This is a genomic window from Bacillus cereus group sp. Bc010 (assembly GCF_027716745.1).
GTDB classification, from domain to species: Bacteria; Bacillota; Bacilli; order Bacillales; family Bacillaceae_G; genus Bacillus_A; species Bacillus_A pacificus.
Genome location: NZ_JAQFUY010000002.1, coordinates 63,777 through 84,710, shown reverse-complemented (window position 1 = coordinate 84,710; position 20,934 = coordinate 63,777). Strand labels below are relative to the sequence as shown.

Below are 20,934 nucleotides of genomic sequence, written 5' to 3'. Positions count from 1 at the left end.
AAAATTGGAGTTGGTAAATTGTGAAATGGTCAGAAATTAGTATTCATACAACAGAAGAAGCAGTAGAAGCTGTCTCTCATATTTTACATGAAGCTGGTGCTAGTGGAGTTGCGATTGAGGATCCGGCAGAGTTGACGAAAGAGCGCGAGCAACAATATGGTGAAATTTATGCATTGAACCCAGATGAGTATCCGGCGGAAGGTGTATTAATAAAAGCATATTTCCCGCAAACGGATTCTTTACATGAAACAATTGCAGGTGTAAAATCATCTATTGATGTGCTTCCATCTTACGACATCGAAATTGGTACTGGAAATATTACCGTTAACGAAGTCAATGAAGAAGATTGGGCTACTGCTTGGAAAAAATATTACCATCCAGTACAAATTTCTGATACATTCACAATTGTGCCGACTTGGGAAGAATATACACCATCTTCTCCGGAAGAAAAAATTATTGAATTAGATCCAGGTATGGCATTTGGAACGGGAACTCATCCGACAACAACGATGTGTATCCGTGCTTTAGAAAAAACAGTACAGCAAGGTGATACGATCATTGATGTAGGAACAGGTTCTGGTGTACTGAGTATTGCAGCAGCAAAATTAGGTGCGTCTTCTGTTCAAGCATATGATTTAGATCCGGTTGCGGTTGAAAGTGCAGAAATGAATGTACGTTTAAATAAAACAGATGATATTGTATCTGTTGGACAAAATAGTCTTTTAGAAGGTATTGAAGGTCCTGTTGATTTAATCGTAGCTAACTTATTAGCAGAAATTATTCTATTATTCCCTGAAGATGCAGCGAGAGTTGTGAAGTCAGGCGGATTATTTATTACATCGGGCATTATTGCTGCGAAGGAAAAAGTAATTTCTGAAGCGTTAGAAAAAGCTGGATTTACAATTGAAGAAGTGTTACGAATGGAAGATTGGGTAGCAATTATTGCACGAAATGCGTAATATAGATTTTAGTCTATAATGAAAAGGGGAGTCTCTCACTATAAGGTGAGGGACTTGCCGTTTGTTATATGAAAAATGATAACGTTTCGTTCTTTTCGTAAGTATTGGCTTACGAAAGGAACGAAACTCTACTAAGGTGATTATATGCAACGTTATTTTGTAGAAGAGAAATATGTAAATGAGACAAGTATTCGCATTGTAGGTGATGACGTCCATCATATCGCAAGAGTAATGCGTATGTCAGCTGGAGATCACATTTATTGCTGTGTAAACGGAAAAACAGCCGTATGTTCAATTGATGAAATTACCAGTGAATTTATTAATACGGCTATTGTAGAATGGGTAGAGGCGTCAAGTGAACTTCCTGTTTTCGTGACGATTGCAAGTGGACTGCCGAAAGGAGACAAGCTAGAGTTAATTTTTCAAAAAGGAACTGAGCTTGGGGCAGCTGCATTCTTACCATTTCAAGCATCTCGCTCTATCGTAAAATGGGATGCAAAAAAAGCTGATAAAAAAGTTGAGCGTTTAAGAAAAATTGTGAAAGAAGCTGCGGAACAATCACATAGAAGTGAAATTCCAGAAGTACACGCCCCAGCATCGTTTAAACAATTGCTGTCAATGAGTGGTGAGTATGATGTTTGCCTTGTTGCTTACGAAGAGGAAGCGAAACAGGGCGAGAAATCTAATTTTGCGAAAGCTTTAACGATGATGAAACCAGGTCAAAAGTTATTGATTGTATTTGGCCCAGAAGGTGGTTTGGCTGAGGAAGAGATTACAGCGCTTCGTGAACATAAATTTGTACCATGTAGTTTAGGACCAAGAATTTTAAGAACAGAAACGGCGCCGTTATATGCGTTAAGTGCTGCTTCGTATCATTTTGAATTGATGGGGTGATGATCAATGTCAACTGTTGCGTTCCATACGTTAGGTTGTAAAGTAAACCACTATGAAACAGAAGCCATTTGGCAATTGTTTAAACAAGGTGGATATGAAAGAACTGAATATGAAAAAAAAGCTGATGTATATGTTATTAATACATGTACAGTAACGAATACGGGGGATAAGAAAAGTCGTCAAGTTATTAGACGTGCTGTTCGTCAAAACCCAGATGCGGTTATTTGTGTAACAGGATGTTATGCACAAACATCTCCAGCGGAAATTATGGCGATTCCAGGTGTAGATATTGTAGTTGGTACACAAGATCGTGAAAAGATGTTAGGATACATCGAAGAATTCCGTAAAGAGCGTCAGCCAATTAATGCTGTGCGTAACATTATGAAAACACGTGTATATGAAGAACTTGATGTACCTTACTTCACGGACCGTACACGGGCATCTTTAAAAATACAAGAAGGTTGTAATAACTTCTGTACATTCTGTATTATTCCTTGGGCGCGTGGTTTAATGCGCTCTCGCGATGGGAAAGAAGTTATTAAACAAGCGCAGCAATTAGTAGATGCAGGCTATAAGGAAATCGTATTAACAGGTATTCATACAGGTGGATACGGTGAGGATATTAAAGATTATAACTTAGCTGGATTACTTCGTGATATGGAAGCGGAAGTAGACGGATTAAAACGTCTTCGTATTTCTTCTATTGAAGCGAGTCAGATTTCAGATGAAGTAATTGAAGTGTTAGATAAGTCTGAAGTAGTTGTACGTCACTTACACATTCCGTTGCAATCTGGATCTAATACTGTATTAAAGCGTATGCGTCGTAAGTATACGATGGAATTTTTCCAAGAGCGCTTAGATCGTTTGAAAGAAGCGTTACCAGGTCTTGCGATTACATCAGACGTAATCGTTGGTTTCCCAGGTGAAACAGAAGAAGAATTCATGGAAACATACAATTTCATTAAAGAGAATCGCTTCTCTGAGTTGCACGTATTCCCGTACTCAAAACGTACAGGAACACCTGCGGCGCGTATGGAAGATCAAGTTCCTGAAGATGTGAAGAACGATCGTGTTCACCGTTTAATTGAACTATCTAATCAATTAGCGAAAGAGTATGCATCACAGTTTGAAGGAGAAGTACTTGAAATTATTCCAGAAGAACAATTTAAAGAGGGCGACCGTGAAGGTCTATATGTGGGTTATACAGATAACTACTTGAAAATTGTATTTGAAGGATCAGAAGAATTAATCGGTAAACTAGTGAAAGTAAAAATCACAAAAGCTGGTTATCCATATAACGAAGCGCAATTTGTTCGTGTCCTTGAAGATGATGTGAAAAAGGAATCAGCAAGCGCATAAAGTGAAACTTTAATGAGCGTGGGATTCATTCCCCGCTCATTATTAGCCCGGACCAATCGGGATAAAAAAGCATGCAAACGGAAACGATTTGCATGCTTTCTTTTTTAGTGGAGAAGTTAAGTACTGAAAATGTATGAAATGAGTAGTTGTTTCGTACGTTCCTGCATGAAAAAAGGTGTAATGATAAAAATATAGTTGCCTTCAGGGGAAAGGATAACAGCTATCTGCATAGTTTTTGAAAAAGGAAGAGCATCTATTCTTCTTTTATTCTGCCAAATAGTTGACCTGAAGTGATAAAATGTATTATAATCGTAAAAGACATGCTGAAGAAGTGTTTCTTTTTGCATGCTGGAGTTAGTATGTAAGTGTGATGTTTCGGAGGGAGGGAAAGAGAATGTCAAAAACAGTCGTTCGTAAAAACGAGTCTTTGGAGGATGCACTTCGCCGTTTTAAAAGATCGGTTTCTAAAACTGGTACACTTGCTGAAGCAAGAAAGCGCGAGTTTTATGAAAAACCAAGTGTAAAACGTAAGAAGAAATCTGAAGCGGCAAGAAAGCGTAAATTCTAAGAGAGGGTGTAAGTTATGAGTCTTCTCGGTCGTTTAAACGATGATATGAAACAAGCGATGAAGAATAAACAAAAAGAAAAATTAACCGTCATTCGTATGGTTAAGGCTGCTTTACAAAATGAAGGTATTAAACTACAGCATACTCTTACTGAAGAAGAGGAACTAACAGTTTTAGCTCGTGAAGTAAAACAGCATAAGGACTCCCTCCTTGAATTTAAAAAAGCTGGTCGTGAAGACCTTGTTAATAAACTGCAAAGTGAAATTCAGATTTTAAGCGCATATTTGCCGGAGCAATTAACGGAAGAAGAGCTAGTTGATATAATCAAGCAAGTTATTTCTGAAGTTGGTGCGACTTCTAAAGCGGATATGGGCAAGGTGATGACTGCTGTTATGCCGAAAGTAAAAGGTAAAACAGATGGATCGCTTGTGAATAAGCTGGTTATCCAGCTATTAGCATAAAAAAACGTCTCATTTCTTATGAGACGTTTTTTTATGCTTTTTTTCAGTTTGGACGTGATATTACAAGCTCTTTTTTCATACATATGGGATGAGAGGGGGTCTTTTGGGATGAAAAAATTAGAACAAATGAAGAATTGGTTAACGAAGCAAATAGACCTACCAGTGGATGTGCTAATGGATCTACCTCGGATCACGCTTGTTGGGCAAGTGCATATCTATATAGAAAATCATCGAGGTTTATTAGTATTTTCAGATAAAGAAGTAAGATTGTTGTTAAAGCATGGTCAGTTATTAATTAAGGGGCAGTCCTTTGTTATTAAAACAATCCTTCCGGAAGAACTTTTGCTTGAAGGGATAATTGAGCAAGTGACGTTTTTAGAAGACGAACAGAAAGAGAAGTAAGGGAAACTTCCGTATGTGAAGTTTTTCTTCTTTATTCTAATGATTTGCCCCTACTATTTAGTTTATCCCGCTTTCATGGGCAGTAAGCCTACGCCTCAAAATTCAGCGAAAGCAAAGAAGTTAGGTGGGGGTCGGGCTGTCCATTAAAGTCCGATTGGTGAGGGCTGATTAAAGTCTCACTTTATCCCGCTATTTATGGAAAATAAAACTCTTTATTTCATTTTCGTACGAGCTATTTTGCTAATTAAAGTGAAAAGTAGTGTGTCTACTTTTGGAAAGGTAGTGAAGGTAGTAGATGAAAAATAAATGGTTTATAAAGTGGCTTGGATATGTAAAGGTACGAATTGAAGGTAGAGGAGCGGAACGGTTCGTTAATGAATGTGTGCGTAGGAAATTATTAGTTTGGGACGTTAAGAAAATTGCCGATGAAACGTTAGTCTTCTGTATGCTATTACGAGATGTGAAAAAAATAAAGCCGATTTATAGAAAAAATGAGTGTAAACTATATTTTATTGGGCGTTACGGTTTTCCTTTTTGGAATAAACGTCTAATTAAAAATAGTGGATTCTTAATTGGTTTTTTAATTTTCTTCTTTGGCATGATTGCATTATCGAATATGGTTTGGAAAATTGAAATTACAGGAGCGAAACCTGAAACAGAATATATATTGATGAAAGAATTGGACAAAATGGGTATTAAAAAAGGAAAATTACAATTCCAAATGCCTAGTGTAGAAGATGTACAACGTCATTTGACGGACAATATTAATGCGATTACTTGGGCAGGACTAGAAGTAAGGGGAACGACGTACCATTTTAAAATTGTTGAAAAAAATGAGCCGAAAAAAGAAAAAGAACAAAGGCCGCAAAATTTAGTGGCAAAAAAAGAAGCGATTGTTACAAAAACATTTGTTGAAGTTGGAAAACCAGTCGTTTTAAAAAATGATCATGTAGAAAAAGGTCAGCTTCTCGTATCAGGGATATACGGTAATGAGGAGAGTCCAACGATTGTTTCGGCGAAAGGTATTGTATATGGAGAAACGTGGTACACATCTGAGGTGAATGTACCACTCAAGACGCAATTTCAAGTATATACTGGTAATACGTATAATGAGCATTACCTTACATTTGGGAGTACGAAAATAAAAATATGGGGATTTCAGCATGATAAGTATAAACGTTCTCGTACGGAAAATGTAAAACATGATGTGAAATTATTTGGTTTTACACTGCCGATTGCATATGAAAAAGATGTAGTGCGAGAAGAGGAAGAGGCGAACCGAGAATATACAGAAAAACAGGCAATGAAAGTAGCGAAAGAAATGGCTGAAAAAGAACTAAAGAAAAAATTGGATGAACATGCTATGATTGTAAGTGATAAGATTTTGAGTAAAGAGGTTGAGGCGGATCAACTAAAAGTCACTTTGCATTATACTGTGATTGAAAATATTGCAGAGCCACAACCAATATCCGAATCCGATATTCAAGGAGACTGAGTAATGGCAGAACAATTAGTAGAAATGAACCAACAATTGGAAAATACTAACGAAGCAATCGCTCTTTTTGGAGTCAATGATGCTCATTTGAAAGTAATTGAACGGGAACTGAATGTATCAATCGTAACTAGAGGTGAAACTGTTCATGCATCTGGAGCAGTTGAAACTGTGACACTCGTAGAAAAAATCTTACAACAACTACTTGTTGTTATTCGAAAAGGTGTGTCAATTACAGAAAGAGATGTTGCGTATGCAATTCAGCTCGCACAACAAGGGAAAATTGCTCAATTTGAAGAGTTATATGAAGAAGAAATCTTTAAAACGGCAAAAGGTAAATCCATTCGTGTAAAAACGATGGGACAAAGAAGATATATTCATGCAATGAAGAAAAATGATATTGTATTTGGAATAGGACCTGCCGGGACTGGGAAAACATACTTAGCTGTAGTAATGGCTGTAAGAGCTTTAAAGCAAGGGTATGTAAAGAAAATCATTTTAACGAGACCGGCTGTAGAAGCTGGAGAAAGTTTAGGATTTTTACCAGGTGATTTGAAAGAGAAGGTAGATCCGTACTTACGTCCATTGTATGATGCTCTGCACGATATTCTTGGACAAGAATATACGCAGCGTATGATGGAGAGAGGTGTAATTGAAATCGCGCCTCTTGCTTATATGAGAGGACGTACGCTCGATGATTCATTTGTTATTTTAGATGAAGCGCAAAATACAACGGGTGCACAAATAAAAATGTTTTTAACAAGATTAGGTTTTAGTTCTAAAATGGTTATTACGGGGGATCCCTCACAAGTAGACTTACCAAAAGGGGTAAAATCAGGGCTTACGCTAGCTGCTAACATTTTATCTGGTGTATCAGGTCTTTCATTCATTACGTTAGAACAAACGGACGTTGTAAGGCATCCACTGGTACAACGTATTATTGAGGCATATGATAAAATGGAATGATCCTATTTGTCAGGATCATTTCTTTTTGTATTAAGGTTGGCGAACGGCATATTTTTTACTATCATAAAAGATAAGAGAAATAAACTATAGGTACTGGTGTATAAAAATGTTACCTAAAAGTATCGTTGGCTAGAAGAAATGAAAGCTATAAATAGTTTCACTTTATTTCTAGAGAGGAGAAGGTATTGAAATCATGTTAAGATCTCAAGAAATTTCTAAGTGGTTTCGTAATTTACAACATTCGAAAAAACTAAGTTGGATTTCTTACGTTTTATTAGGGGCAGTGCTATTTTTTGCACTTATGAATAATGTGAAACCAGAGCAATTAGATGTTGATATGTATTCTATTGCGAAAAAAACAATTCATTCTCCTATTAAAATTGAAGATAAGGTTATAACGGAAAGAAAAAAACAAGAGGCCGCTCAAAAAGTCGGGGATCAATATACATATAGAAGTGAATATAAACAAAATAGAGTAGATATTGTAAATGATGTTTTTGCTAAGGTGAATGAAGTAATTCAGGAGATGAAAGCTGCTGGACCTGAAGAGCAAAAAAAGATGACCGATGCGAATAAATTAGAAAAGTTGAAGAAGAAGTTGCCATCTAATTTAACGAAGGAATTATCGGATGAGAATTTATTATACTTTATTAATGCAGAACCGGATCAATTAGAATTAGCAAAGAATGCGGCTTTAACGTCTGTTAGCGTTATCATGGGTGGAAATATTAAAATGTCCGAAGAAATGGCAGCGAAAGAGCGATTTGTTAATGAAATGAAAAGCCTGAATGTGAATAGCGGATTGAAAGAAGCTGTGAATGCACTAGGATCATATGCGATTACAGCAAATTATTTCTATGATCCTGCTGTAACGAAAGAGAAGAAGAAAGCAGAAGAAGATTTAGTTCCACCTGTTTATATTCTTCAAGGACAAGTTATTGTTAGAGAAGGTGAAACAATTTCAAGTGATATGTATAATCAGTTGAAATTAGTCGGTTTATTAGAGAAGGGTAATAGTTTTCAGCCTTATGTTGGATTAGCTGTGCTCATTGGTGTGTTACTATACTTTATGCATAAGCAGTTTGAAGTATTTTTACAGCGGAAAAGAGAAGACAAACCGTACATTTTAGCGTATATTACAATTTTGTCTATCACGATTGTTTTAATGAAAATTATTAGTTTGTTTCAAAAGCTTGAATATGCAGGAATTGCGTATGTTGTCCCAGTTGCGATGGGAACGATACTTGTAAAACTAATGATTGGCGATCGATTTGTATTTTTAACAAGTATGATTTTTTCTGTGTGCGGAAGTATTATGTTTAATGAAGGAGTAACAAGTACACTAAATTATAGTGTGGGTATTTATGTGTTATTAAGTTCATTATCAGTGAGTATTTTCTTAAGAGAAAAAAATCGTCGTACGATGATTTTACAAGCTGGTATACTCGTATCTATCTTAAATGTAGTCGTCTTGGCGGCGTTATTATTATTACGTAATGGGAATTTTTCACCTCTTGAAATTGGTACGCAATTATTAATGGCTTCCCTTTCAGGAATTATCTCATCCGTTTTGGCTATGGGGATATTACCGTATTTAGAAAGTGGACTTGGAATTGTATCGAGTATGAAGCTTATGGAATTATCAAGTCCGAATCATCCGCTTTTGCGTAGAATTTTATTAGAAGCGCCAGGAACATATCATCACAGTGTAATGGTAGCGAATCTCTCTGAGGCAGCTTGTGAAGCAGTTGGAGCAAATGGTGTATTAGCACGTGTAGGGGCGTATTATCATGATGTAGGAAAAACAGTACAACCGCAATTCTTTATTGAAAACCAGATGGGAATTGAGAATCCACATGATAAATTAGATCCTGTGACGAGTAAAGATATTATCATTGCTCATGTAACCGATGGAGTAAAGATGCTCGAAGAATACCATATTCCGCAAGAAATTATTGATATTGCTGGGCAACACCATGGTACAACGCTTCTTAAATATTTTTATTATAAGGCGATTAAAGAAGATAAAGAAAAATATACAGAAGAGATGTTCCGATATCCGGGATCAAAAGCAACTTCTAAAGAATCGGCAATCGTTGGTATTGCGGATAGTGTTGAGGCGGCGGTACGTTCTATGAATCACCCAACGCCAGAGCAAATTAATAATTTAGTACAAAGTATTATTAAAGATCGCCTGCAAGATGGGCAATTTAGTGAATGTGATTTGACATTTAAGGAACTACAAATCGTTGGAAAAACGTTATGTGAAACGTTAAATGGTATTTTCCATTCGCGTATTACATATCCGGAACCACCGGAAGAAAAGGAGAAAGAATGAGTTTATTAATTGATTTCATTGATGAAACAGAAGAAGTGAAAGAAGAATATGTGAATTTAATTCGTGAGATATTAGGAAAAGCAGCTCAAATGGAAAAAATAGAGGATGGTGCGGAGTTATCAGTGACATTTGTAGATAACGAACGCATTCGCGAGATTAATCGTGATTACCGAGATAAAGATCAGCCTACTGATGTCATTTCCTTTGCCATGGAAGAAATGGGAGAAGGGGAAATGGAAATTGTGGGCGCAGAAATGCCGCGTATGTTAGGTGACCTTATTATTTCTATTCCGAGAGCGAAAGAACAAGCTGAAGAGTATGGACATTCTTTTGATCGTGAACTTGGCTTTTTAGCGTTACATGGCTTTTTACATTTGCTTGGTTATGACCACATGACAGAAGAGGATGAAAAAGAAATGTTTGGAAGACAAAAAGAAATTTTAGAAGCATTTGGATTAGGACGATGAAAAAAGGAAAACTTATAGATAGTTTTGGATATGCTATAGCAGGTGTATTCTTTTGTCTTCGTCATGAACGAAATATGAAAATTCATTATGTAGCCGCAGTCATTGTTATATGCTGCGGCTTTTATTTCCATATTACGAAAGTAGAGTGGATGATATTACTTATTGTAATAGGAATTGTAATGAGCTTAGAGATGGTAAATACGGCTGTGGAAAAAACAGTAGATTTAGCGACTGCTGATATACATCCGTTTGCGAAAGTCGCAAAGGATGTCGCAGCAGGAGCGGTTTTATTGTTTGCGATAATAGCCGTTATAATTGGTGCTATTATCTTTTTACCGTATGTGGTATAGTTGCATTCCAAAGCTTTTATTAAGCTTTGAAGGTGCCGTAAAGGCCTTTAATAAGAGAGTGTATCTATTCACAGCTGGGAACAGGAAGGATGCGGGAATATGAATAGTAAACAATTAATTCAAGAAGCAATCGAAGCGCGTAAACAAGCGTACGTACCATATTCTAAATTTCAAGTAGGTGCAGCATTATTAACGCGCGATGGAAAAGTATATCGTGGATGTAATGTTGAGAATGCATCATATGGTTTATGTAACTGTGCAGAAAGAACAGCTTTATTTAAGGCGGTTTCTGAAGGAGATAAAGAGTTTGTAGCTATCGCAATTGTGGCGGATACGAAGCGTCCAGTACCTCCTTGTGGAGCATGTCGACAAGTTATGGTAGAATTATGTAAACAGGATACGAAAGTATACCTATCAAATTTACATGGTGACGTTCAAGAGACAACAGTCGGAGAATTGTTACCAGGAGCATTTTTAGCGGAGGATTTACATGAATAGAAAAGGTTATAAATCAGGTTTTGTCTCTATTATTGGCAGACCGAATGTTGGGAAATCTACATTTTTAAATCGTATTATTGGTCAAAAAATTGCTATTATGAGTGACAAGCCACAAACAACTCGTAATAAAATTCAAGGCGTATATACAGAAAATGATTCACAAGTAATTTTCATTGATACACCAGGAATACATAAACCTAAACATAAACTAGGCGACTTCATGGTGAAGATGGCGCAAACGACATTAAAAGAAGTTGATATCGTTCTGTTTATGGTGAATGCTGTCGAAGGCTTTGGTCGTGGTGAAGAATTCATCATCGAGAAATTAAAAGAAACGAAACAACCAGTATTTTTAGTTATTAATAAAATTGACCAAGTTCACCCAGAACAATTATTAGAGCTAATTGATCAATATCGCAAATTACATGACTTTGCAGAAATCGTACCAATTTCTGCATTAGACGGTAATAATGTGGAAGCTCTAATTGGAACAATTAAAAAGTATTTACCGGAAGGACCACAATACTACCCGGATAATCAAGTAACGGATCATCCGGAGAGATTTATTATTGCAGAGCTTATTCGTGAAAAAGTACTACATTTAACACGTGAAGAAGTGCCGCATTCTGTGGCTGTTGTTATCGATGCAATTCAAAAACGCGAAGGCGGGGCAGTTTATATCAATGCAACGATTGTTGTTGAACGTCCGTCGCAAAAAGGGATTATTATCGGAAAACAAGGGAAGATGTTAAAAGAAGTCGGTAAGCGAGCTCGTTTTGATATTGAAGCATTACTTGGTTCTAAAGTATTTTTAGAAGTATGGGTAAAAGTGCAAAAAGATTGGCGAAATAAAATGTCTCAGCTTCGTGACCTTGGTTTCCGCGAAGACGAGTATTAAAATAGAGTAAAGCTGTAATCAGCGGATGTTTTGTTCATCCGCTGATTATTGGTTTTTATGAGTTTTGATAAATTAGGAAAAATTTTTCTCACATGAAAATGGACAAAATGGGTCAATTTAATAACAACAAAGGAAATTGGTTTATAGGCTACGCTTATTGAGAAAGGTGGATTCTTATGCTAGATTTTACCTGGAAGTTTTTCTCCAAAACAGGAAGCATTGAGACGTATTTGCTTTTGAAAGAAATGGAAAAAGACGTAAACGATGAGATGGATCAACATGAAGAGGAGCTAGCGCATCTAGACTCTCCAATTTCTTGACCCGTTTTGTTCAAACCTTGGATGGTGACGAACATGTTTCAAAAAGTTGAGGGCATCGTTATCCGTACGACAGATTACGGAGAAACGAACAAGATTGTTACAATATTCTCAAGAGAATTGGGTAAGGTAAGTGCAATGGCAAGAGGAGCGAAAAAACCGAAAAGCCGGTTAGCATCTGTTTCGCAACTTATGACACATGGTCATTTTCTTATTCAAATGGGATCTGGACTTGGAACTTTGCAACAAGGCGAGATTATTTCAACTATGAAAGAAATTCGCGAGGATATATTTTTAACTGCTTATGCATCATTTATTGTTGAGTTAACTGATAAAGCAACAGAAGATAAAAAACATAATCCATATTTATTTGAAATGTTATATCAAACGTTGCATTATATGTGTGAGGGTGTTGATCCAGAAGTATTATCATTAATTTATCAAACGAAAATGCTTCCGGTATTAGGGATGCGCCCGTACTTTGATACATGTGCGATTTGTCATCAAGAAACAGATTTTGTCGCCTTCTCTGTTAGGGAGGGCGGTTTTCTGTGCTCACGTCATGCTGAGCAAGATCAGTATCGTATACCAGTGGGGGAAGCCGTTCATAAATTATTGCGTCTTTTCTACCACTTCGATTTACATAGACTTGGCAATGTATCAGTGAAGGATAGTACAAAAAAACAAATGCGTTTAGTATTGAATACATATTATGATGAATATTGCGGGATTTATTTGAAATCAAGACGTTTCTTAGAACAACTTGATAAGTTTCAAATATAATTTGGGGCCGTATACGGTCCTTTTTACATCCTTTCTTTTTCGAATAGCATATTTAGTATATAATATTTAAGAGATAGTATAACTTTTTTCGTTGTGCATTAAAGGTGGTGATTATCATAGAGCTGAATAAACGGCAAGAACATATCATTCAGATTGTAAAAGATCACGGTCCTATTACAGGGGAGTCAATTGCTGCGCAATTGGGATTAACACGTGCAACGCTAAGACCAGACTTAGCAATTTTAACGATGGCTGGTTATTTAGAAGCACGTCCACGCGTAGGTTATTTTTATACGGGTAAAACTGGGGGGCAGTTATTATCTGAAGCTGTTAAGAAAATTAAAGTACAAGATTATCAATCTAGACCGGTTGTAATTGATAAAAATGTATCGGTATACGATGCGATTTGTACTATGTTTTTAGAGGATGTAGGTACATTATTCGTTGTAGATCAATCGACTCTATTAGTAGGCGTTGTATCTCGTAAAGATTTATTACGAGCTAGCTTAGGGAAGCAGGATTTAACCTCACTTCCGGTTAATATTATCATGACAAGGATGCCAAACATTGCGATGTGTCGTAGAGAAGATTCTTTATATGATATTGCGATGGAATTAATAGAAAGACAGATTGATGCGATGCCAGTTGTAAAAGATACGAAACAAGGTTTAGAAGTGGTTGGACGAATTACAAAAACAAATATTACACGTGCGTTTGTAAACTTAGTAAATAACGAATAAGTGTAATTTGTTTAAAGTGAGGTAATGTAATGGATAATAAAATCGTATATGTCGTATCTGACTCTGTAGGAGAAACGGCTGATTTGGTTGTTCGAGCAGCAATGGGGCAATTCCCATTTGCTCCTGATATTAGACGTGTGCCGTATGTAGAAGATACAGGGACATTAAAAGAAGTGATTTCGATTGCTAAGAGCAATCAAGCACTTATTTGTTTTACGTTAGTAAAGCCTGACATGCGCCAATATTTAGTGACAGAGGCTGCAAAAGAAGGTGTAGAGGCATATGATATTATTGGCCCTCTAATCGATCAAATTGAAGAAATTACCGGGCAAGTGCCTAGATATGAGCCTGGTGTTGTTCGTAGGTTAGATGAAGAATACTTTAAAAAGATTGAAGCGATTGAGTTTGCTGTGAAGTATGATGATGGTAGAGATGCACGTGGTATTTTAAAAGCAGATATCGTGTTAATAGGGATTTCGCGCACATCAAAAACACCACTTTCTCAATATTTAGCTCACAACAAACGTTTGAAAGTTGCCAACGTACCACTAGTACCAGAAGTAGATCCGCCTGAAGAATTATATCAAGTGGCTAAAGAAAAATGCTTCGGTTTGAAAATTACGCCAGAGAAGTTAAATCATATTCGAAAAGAGCGATTGAAATCACTTGGACTAAGTGACGGAGCAACATATGCCAATATTAATCGTATTAAAGAAGAGATTGATCACTTTGAGAATGTAGTTAGTAAAATAAATTGTCAAGTAATTGATGTATCGAACAAAGCGATTGAAGAAACAGCTAACATTATTGTGAATGCAGTGCAAAACCAAAAAATGTTTTAGCACATTTACCAAAGGTGAATGTGCTTTTTTCGCTCGTGAGAAACACAGTGCCTACTGATTTCGTAATAGATGATAGTGAAGTGGTTATACTTATATTCTTCTGTCTTTTTATTATGTTAAAAGTAGGGTTTCGCTATCCTGAAATAGAAGATGAAAAAATAAAGGGATATGTAGCGTAGTTGAAGAAAATATATTATAATAAAAAATTGTGATAAAAACCTATATTTTACGTTTAGACTTTAATTTTTCAGAATAAACTAGGGATAGGATTTAAGAAATGACATGTAATTACGTTAAATCGACAAAATCTATACAAGAAAACGCACATTATGGAAGGATTCGCAGAAGGGATGTAGAATACAGAAATATGCAAAACATCAATATGGTATGAGTTGATGCAGATGCATATACTGTGAAGGCTGACAATTGTGCGAGTTGGAACGAAATTTCATGTCAAAATTTTGTTTGTCACATCGTATGCTCATCGTTTAAGGAAGTAGCGAGGGAATTTGGATCTATGTAGATACTGAATAAGCAAAAGTTGATTTCTTTATATGTATCAACATGCAAAAAACAGATCTCGTGATCACATAGGATATGGTGCTTGCTAGTCTTCTTGTGAAAAAGTGCATATGTATTGTCTCCATGAGGTACATTTGTAATAGATGAGCAAATGGATACAATTTTATATAGTAGGTACGTATCTGCGAAGTTACGCAGAAAAGGGTCTGCAAAATCGCTTGATAACGTGATCGACAACATTTTTTAATAAGTTTAGAAAAAATATTGTCGAATTATAAAGGAATTTTTTAATTTATATCGAATACAAAATACGACACGGAGATGGAGTTATGGGGAACAGAATTCCTGAAGAAGTTGTTGAACAAATTCGGACATCATCCGATATTGTCGAAGTGATTGGTGAATACGTTCAACTTAGAAAACAGGGACGTAACTATTTCGGCCTTTGTCCGTTTCATGGTGAGAATTCTCCTTCATTCTCTGTTTCATCTGACAAGCAAATTTTTCATTGCTTCGGATGTGGAGAAGGTGGAAATGTATTTTCCTTTCTAATGAAAATGGAAGGACTGGCTTTTACCGAAGCTGTTCAAAAGTTAGGTGAAAGAAATGGAATTGCGGTTGCAGAGTATACATCAGGGCAAGGACAACAAGAAGACATATCTGATGACACTGTCATCATGCAACAGGCTCATGAACTTTTAAAAAAGTATTATCATCATTTATTAGTAAATACAGAAGAAGGAAATGAAGCACTTTCGTATTTGTTAAAACGTGGTATTACAAAAGAGATGATTGAGAAGTTTGAAATTGGTTATGCGTCACCTGCTTGGGATGCAGCAACGAAAATTTTACAAAAAAGAGGTTTATCGTTGTCTAGTATGGAACAAGCTGGTCTTCTCATAAGAAGCGAGAAGGATGGTAGTCATTATGATCGCTTCCGTGGAAGAGTTATGTTTCCAATCTATACGTTACAAGGTAAAGTGATAGCGTTTAGTGGAAGGGCGTTAGGAGATGACACTCCGAAATATTTAAATAGCCCAGAAACACCAATTTTTCACAAAAGTAAATTGTTGTATAACTTCCATCAAGCAAGGCCGTTTATTAGAAAACGTGGGCAAGTGGTCCTTTTTGAAGGGTATGCCGACGTACTAGCTGCGGTAAAAAGTGGTGTGGAAGAAGCTGTTGCGACAATGGGAACAGCTTTAACTGAAGAACAAGCAAAACTTCTGCGACGTAACGTTGAAACTGTTGTTCTTTGCTATGATGGTGATAAAGCAGGGCGAGAAGCGACGATGAAAGCAGGGCAATTATTGTTGCAAGTTGGTTGCCAAGTGAAAGTTACATCCTTGCCAGATAAGCTTGATCCTGATGAATATGTGCAACAATATGGGACAACTGCTTTTGAAAATCTTGTGAAATCAAGTATAAGTTTTGTTGGTTTTAAAATAAATCATTTGCGTTTAGGGAAAAATTTGCAAGATGAGTCGGGCAAAGAAGAGTATGTGAAAAGTGTTTTAAAAGAGTTATCGTTGTTACAGGATGCGATGCAGGCAGAATCATATTTGAAGTCATTATCGCAAGAATTTTCGTATTCAATGGAAACACTTTTGAATCAATTGCACCAATATCGCAAAGAACAAAAGGTACAACAAAAACAAGTAAAGCAGGTTTCTAAACCGTCTCAAATTGTTCAAGCAAAACCGAAGTTAACAGGTTTTGAAAGGGCTGAAAGAGAAATTATTTACCATATGTTGCAAAGTCCAGAAGTGGCCGTTCGTATGGAATCCCACATAGAAGATTTTCATACAGAAGAACATAAAGGGATTTTATATGAACTATACGCATATTATGAAAAGGGAAATGAACCTTCAGTCGGAACATTTTTAAGTTGGCTCTCTGATGAAAAGTTGAAAAATATTATTACTGATATTTCGACGGATGAATTTATTAATCCAGAATACACAGAAGAAGTGTTACAAGGCCATTTGGAGACGCTTAGACGTCATCAAGAAAAACTTGAAAAGATGGAAATCATCTTCAAGATAAAACAAATGGAAAAGACAGATCCTGTAGAGGCTGCTAAATATTATGTAGCATATTTACAAAATCAAAAAGCGAGAAAATAGCTTTTTTGATAAATTTTTAGTATAATGAATGTTTGTATCTCGCGTAAGGAGGGGAACAGATGGCTGACAAACCAGCTCGTTCTAAACAAATTGAAACTGAAATGACCCTTGAGCAAGTGAAAGAACAACTCACTGAGCTCGGAAAAAAACGTGGCGTTCTTACATATGAAGAGATTGCAGAACGCATGAATGGATTTGAAATTGAATCCGATCAAATGGATGAATACTATGAATATTTAGGTGAACAAGGGATCGACTTAGTTGGCGACAATGACAACGACGAAGGCCCTAATAATCGCCAAATAGCAAAATCGGAAGAAGAATTCGACCTCAATGATTTAAGCGTACCACCAGGGGTTAAAATCAACGATCCTGTTCGTATGTATTTAAAAGAAATTGGTCGTGTAGATTTACTATCTGCAGAAGAAGAAATTCGACTTGCAACGCGTATTGAAGAAGGCGATGAAGAAGCGAAACGTCGTCTTGCAGAAGCAAACTTACGTCTTGTAGTAAGTATTGCAAAGCGCTACGTGGGCCGTGGTATGCTTTTCTTAGACTTAATTCAAGAAGGGAATATGGGTCTAATTAAAGCGGTTGAAAAGTTCGATTATCGTAAAGGTTTCAAATTTAGTACGTATGCAACTTGGTGGATTCGCCAAGCAATTACACGTGCGATTGCAGACCAAGCAAGAACAATTCGTATCCCAGTTCATATGGTTGAAACGATTAATAAGTTAATTCGTGTACAACGTCAATTATTACAAGATTTAGGACGTGAACCATCTCCTGAAGAGATTGGTGAAGAAATGGATCTTGCTCCAGAAAAAGTACGTGAAATCTTAAAAATTGCACAGGAGCCAGTTTCTCTTGAAACACCGATTGGTGAAGAAGATGACTCCCATTTAGGTGATTTCATTGAAGACCAAGAAGCAACATCGCCTGCGGACCATGCAGCGTATGAATTGCTAAAAGAACAATTAGAAGATGTGTTAGATACACTAACAGATCGTGAAGAAAATGTTCTACGTCTTCGTTTTGGTTTAGATGATGGACGAACTCGTACGCTTGAAGAAGTTGGGAAAGTATTCGGCGTAACGAGAGAACGTATCCGTCAAATTGAAGCAAAAGCACTACGTAAATTGAGACATCCAAGCCGTAGTAAGCGCCTTAAGGATTTCTTAGAATAGGCTACCTTTAAGTTTACTTCACTTTTGTGAAGTAAACTTTTTTATTTTGTTAATTTTTGTTAAACTTTAGCTGTCAGCAACGATTACAATTTCTTGTAATTTATTTTACAGAATTGTCTTTTGATTTGCAAATGCTCATTTTTCGATTTTTCGATTAATTTTGTTTATTCTATACAAAAATATATGTAGAAAAGTGAAAAATATGATGAGAAACGTTAATAATTATCGAAATAATAAGCGATATAACAATAAAAAACAATAAACTGAATTTATGGAATATTTTTAACGATTAGTAGTTTACTCTTTTCTGATAGAGCGTTTTCAAGTACAATGGAAATGACTGAATCATCTAACTATTTAGGGGTATAGAGGGGGGAGAAGAGATATGAAACGTAATCCGCTGATTCCGTTCGCTCTTATTGCAGCATTAGGTATTATCGTTATGTTTGTATTTTCATTTCAGGGGCTAAATAAATCTAAAGAGTTAGCTGATGCAAAAAATGGCGGGAAACCAGCACAAACAGCATCCAAGCCAGAGGATATTGTGAAGCAAAGCTGTACGAGCTGCCACGGTGATCAGTTACAAGGGGCGGTAGGACCTAATTTACAAAAAATTGGTGGGAAACTTTCAAAGGATGAAATTAAAGAAATTCTTTCGAAAGGAAAAGGCAATATGCCTGCCAATATAGTTCCAGCTGATCAAGCCGCTAAAGTAGCTGATTGGTTATCAAAGAAAAAATAAAGTTCCGTATGACAAGCCTTTTGCTTAAGCAAAAGGCTTGTTTTTCTATATTTTCTAAAATACGATGAATGATAGAGAAGTGAATTGTTGTTATAGGCTTGCAACAACTACTATAAATTCATTATCATGGAGACAGACTGACAAGAGAAGGAGTAATGGAAATACATGAATGAAGTAAAGCTTTCAAAACGATTAGAAGAAGTTGTGCGTGAAATACCAGTAGGATCTACAGTTGCTGATATTGGATCGGATCATGCTTATTTACCGTGTTATACAATTATAAATAATATTGCTACTAAAGCAGTTGCTGGAGAGGTTGTAGATGGACCATTTCGCTCTGCGCAGGCAACTGTAGCTGAAAGTGGCTTACAAGATAAAGTAGATGTGCGTAAAGGGAATGGATTAGCTGTTATCGCGCCAGGAGAAGTAGATGTAATTACGGTTGCCGGAATGGGCGGAGCGTTAATTCGTGATATTTTAGAAAGTGGTAAAGAAAAATTAGAAGGTGTAACACGTTTAATTTTACAGCCGAATATTGCAGCGCATCACATTCGTGAATGGTTTATTGAGAATGGATGGGAGCTTATCCATGAAAAAATCGTAAAAGAAGATGGAAAAATTTATGAGATTTTAGTAGGGGAGCGAGGAAATATCACGGTTCCTTACTCTGAAAATAAACAGGCTGAATTATTTATGGGACCATTTTTAATGAAAGAAAAAAGTGAAGCTTTCGTTGAAAAGTGGGAAGGAGAATTAAAAAACTTCCAAAATATTTTAAAGCAGTTAGAACGTGCGGCTGATTCTGAAGAAACAAAAGCGAAGCGTGCGGAAGTAGAAGCGAAAATGAAAATGATAGGGGAGGTTTTATCATGAGTAAAATTCCAAATGGCCATGAAATTATTTCGTTATTTGAAAGTATGTATCCGAAGCATTTGGCGATGGAAGGAGATAAGATTGGGCTGCAGATTGGAGCGCTTAATAAACCCGTGCAGCACGTATTAATTGCGTTAGATGTAACGGAAGAAGTTGTGGATGAAGCAATTCAATTAGGAGCGAATGTCATTATTGCGCATCACCCTTTAATTTTTAACCCGCTAAAAGCGATCCATACAGATAAGGCGTATGGGAAAATTATTGAAAAGTGTATGAAAAATGATATTGCAATCTATGCAGCACATACAAATGTGGATGTTGCTAAGGGCGGGGTAAATGATTTACTTGCTGAGGCGTTAGGATTGCAAAATACAGAAGTTTTGGCACCGACATATGCAGAAGAAATGAAAAAAATTGTTGTGTTTGTGCCTGAAACTCATGCAGAAGAAGTACGAAAAGCATTAGGAGACGCAGGTGCTGGTTATATCGGTAATTATAGTCACTGTACGTTTAATAGCGAGGGTATAGGTACGTTTGTACCTCAAGAGGGGACAAATCCTTATATCGGGGAAACTGGACAGTTAGAGCGCGTAGAAGAAGTGCGAATCGAAACGATTATTCCAGCTTCACTACAACGAAAAGTGATTAAAGCAATGGTAATGGCACATCCATATGAAGAAGTAGCCTATGATGTGTATCCACTTGATAACAAAGGTGAAACGTTAGGGCTTGGAAAAATAGGATATTTACAAGAAGAAATGACACTTGGACAGTTTGCGGAACATGTAAAGCAATCGTTAGATGTAAAGGGTGCGCGAGTTGTTGGGAAATTAGATGATAAAGTGCGCAAAGTAGCTGTACTTGGTGGCGATGGTAACAAATACATCAATCAAGCTAAATTTAAAGGTGCGGATGTATATGTAACAGGTGACATGTATTATCATGTTGCCCATGATGCGATGATGCTCGGTTTAAATATCGTCGACCCAGGACATAACGTTGAAAAGGTAATGAAGCAAGGTGTACAAAAGCAATTACAAGAAAAAGCAGATGCAAAGAAACTGAATGTACATATTCATGCTTCGCAATTACATACAGATCCATTTACATTTGTATAAGAAAAATAAAAACCGTTGCTCATATAGGCAACGG

At 36.5% G+C, this 20,934-nt stretch carries 22 protein-coding genes; all 22 read left to right on the top strand.

All coding sequences use genetic code 11. From position 1 onward, the window contains the following. Positions 1–20: 20 nt before the first annotated feature. The 22 genes from prmA (at position 21) to PDQ68_RS03370 (ending at position 20,900) form a co-directional block, all read left to right on the top strand. Complete coding sequence (prmA, locus tag PDQ68_RS03475) at positions 21–959, top strand: 50S ribosomal protein L11 methyltransferase (RefSeq protein ID WP_000872110.1); 939 nt, start codon at positions 21–23, stop codon at positions 957–959. A gap of 144 nt (positions 960–1,103) precedes the next feature. Continuing rightward, positions 1,104–1,853 (top strand): 16S rRNA (uracil(1498)-N(3))-methyltransferase, encoded by a 750-nt coding sequence (locus tag PDQ68_RS03470; RefSeq protein ID WP_001190157.1) that lies wholly within the window; start codon positions 1,104–1,106, stop codon positions 1,851–1,853. 6 nt (positions 1,854–1,859) lie between these two features. Next, positions 1,860–3,212 carry a tRNA (N(6)-L-threonylcarbamoyladenosine(37)-C(2))-methylthiotransferase MtaB gene (gene mtaB / locus PDQ68_RS03465; RefSeq protein WP_000108677.1) on the top strand — a complete coding sequence of 451 codons (1,353 nt, stop codon included), beginning with the start codon at positions 1,860–1,862 and terminating at the stop codon, positions 3,210–3,212. Between the two features lie 394 nt (positions 3,213–3,606). Further along, positions 3,607–3,780 carry a 30S ribosomal protein S21 gene (gene rpsU / locus PDQ68_RS03460; RefSeq protein ID WP_000048061.1) on the top strand — a complete coding sequence of 58 codons (174 nt, stop codon included), beginning with the start codon at positions 3,607–3,609 and terminating at the stop codon, positions 3,778–3,780. 15 nt (positions 3,781–3,795) lie between these two features. After that, on the top strand, positions 3,796–4,239 hold the full coding sequence (locus tag PDQ68_RS03455) for a GatB/YqeY domain-containing protein (RefSeq protein ID WP_000054571.1): 444 nt from the start codon (positions 3,796–3,798) through the stop codon (positions 4,237–4,239). Between the two features lie 108 nt (positions 4,240–4,347). Further along, positions 4,348–4,641 (top strand): sporulation protein YqfC, encoded by a 294-nt coding sequence (gene yqfC, locus PDQ68_RS03450; protein WP_000732266.1) that lies wholly within the window; start codon positions 4,348–4,350, stop codon positions 4,639–4,641. Positions 4,642–4,936: 295 nt separating this feature from the next. Beyond that, positions 4,937–6,136, top strand: coding sequence for a sporulation protein YqfD (yqfD, locus tag PDQ68_RS03445; protein WP_016718497.1), 1,200 nt, complete (start codon positions 4,937–4,939; stop codon positions 6,134–6,136). Positions 6,137–6,139: 3 nt separating this feature from the next. Further along, on the top strand, positions 6,140–7,099 hold the full coding sequence (locus PDQ68_RS03440) for a PhoH family protein (RefSeq protein ID WP_000840516.1): 960 nt from the start codon (positions 6,140–6,142) through the stop codon (positions 7,097–7,099). A 193-nt stretch (positions 7,100–7,292) separates the two neighbouring features. Next, a complete protein-coding gene (locus PDQ68_RS03435) occupies positions 7,293–9,437 on the top strand; it encodes an HD family phosphohydrolase (RefSeq protein ID WP_016718495.1) in 2,145 nt (714 codons plus the stop codon). Further along, positions 9,434–9,904 (top strand): rRNA maturation RNase YbeY, encoded by a 471-nt coding sequence (gene ybeY, locus PDQ68_RS03430; RefSeq protein ID WP_000054691.1) that lies wholly within the window; start codon positions 9,434–9,436, stop codon positions 9,902–9,904. Before PDQ68_RS03435 ends, ybeY begins: the two co-directional genes overlap by 4 nt. Beyond that, positions 9,901–10,254 carry a diacylglycerol kinase family protein gene (locus tag PDQ68_RS03425; protein WP_000715476.1) on the top strand — a complete coding sequence of 118 codons (354 nt, stop codon included), beginning with the start codon at positions 9,901–9,903 and terminating at the stop codon, positions 10,252–10,254. The genes ybeY and PDQ68_RS03425 overlap by 4 nt, the downstream gene beginning before the upstream one ends. A 99-nt stretch (positions 10,255–10,353) precedes the next feature. Further along, positions 10,354–10,752, top strand: coding sequence for a cytidine deaminase (locus PDQ68_RS03420; protein WP_001086296.1), 399 nt, complete (start codon positions 10,354–10,356; stop codon positions 10,750–10,752). Next, complete coding sequence (era, locus tag PDQ68_RS03415) at positions 10,745–11,650, top strand: GTPase Era (protein WP_001080241.1); 906 nt, start codon at positions 10,745–10,747, stop codon at positions 11,648–11,650. The genes PDQ68_RS03420 and era overlap by 8 nt, the downstream gene beginning before the upstream one ends. Positions 11,651–11,826: 176 nt before the next feature. After that, positions 11,827–11,970, top strand: coding sequence for a YqzL family protein (locus PDQ68_RS03410; RefSeq protein WP_000883924.1), 144 nt, complete (start codon positions 11,827–11,829; stop codon positions 11,968–11,970). A gap of 33 nt (positions 11,971–12,003) precedes the next feature. Further along, positions 12,004–12,750, top strand: coding sequence for a DNA repair protein RecO (recO, locus tag PDQ68_RS03405; RefSeq protein ID WP_000487010.1), 747 nt, complete (start codon positions 12,004–12,006; stop codon positions 12,748–12,750). Between the two features lie 107 nt (positions 12,751–12,857). Beyond that, positions 12,858–13,490 carry a transcriptional regulator CcpN gene (locus PDQ68_RS03400; RefSeq protein ID WP_000583759.1) on the top strand — a complete coding sequence of 211 codons (633 nt, stop codon included), beginning with the start codon at positions 12,858–12,860 and terminating at the stop codon, positions 13,488–13,490. Between the two features lie 29 nt (positions 13,491–13,519). Further along, on the top strand, positions 13,520–14,332 hold the full coding sequence (locus PDQ68_RS03395; protein ID WP_000368943.1) for a pyruvate, water dikinase regulatory protein: 813 nt from the start codon (positions 13,520–13,522) through the stop codon (positions 14,330–14,332). An 851-nt stretch (positions 14,333–15,183) separates the two neighbouring features. Then, positions 15,184–16,980 carry a DNA primase gene (dnaG, locus tag PDQ68_RS03390; protein WP_000528214.1) on the top strand — a complete coding sequence of 599 codons (1,797 nt, stop codon included), beginning with the start codon at positions 15,184–15,186 and terminating at the stop codon, positions 16,978–16,980. Positions 16,981–17,039: 59 nt separating this feature from the next. Further along, on the top strand, positions 17,040–18,167 hold the full coding sequence (gene rpoD, locus PDQ68_RS03385; RefSeq protein ID WP_000764060.1) for an RNA polymerase sigma factor RpoD: 1,128 nt from the start codon (positions 17,040–17,042) through the stop codon (positions 18,165–18,167). 385 nt (positions 18,168–18,552) lie between these two features. Then, positions 18,553–18,909, top strand: coding sequence for a cytochrome c550 (gene cccA, locus PDQ68_RS03380; RefSeq protein WP_000828141.1), 357 nt, complete (start codon positions 18,553–18,555; stop codon positions 18,907–18,909). Between the two features lie 165 nt (positions 18,910–19,074). Next, on the top strand, positions 19,075–19,782 hold the full coding sequence (locus tag PDQ68_RS03375; RefSeq protein WP_001006540.1) for a tRNA (adenine(22)-N(1))-methyltransferase: 708 nt from the start codon (positions 19,075–19,077) through the stop codon (positions 19,780–19,782). Next, positions 19,779–20,900, top strand: a complete 1,122-nt coding sequence (locus tag PDQ68_RS03370) for a Nif3-like dinuclear metal center hexameric protein (protein ID WP_016718494.1) — start codon at positions 19,779–19,781, stop codon at positions 20,898–20,900. The genes PDQ68_RS03375 and PDQ68_RS03370 overlap by 4 nt, the downstream gene beginning before the upstream one ends. Positions 20,901–20,934: the final 34 nt, after the last annotated feature.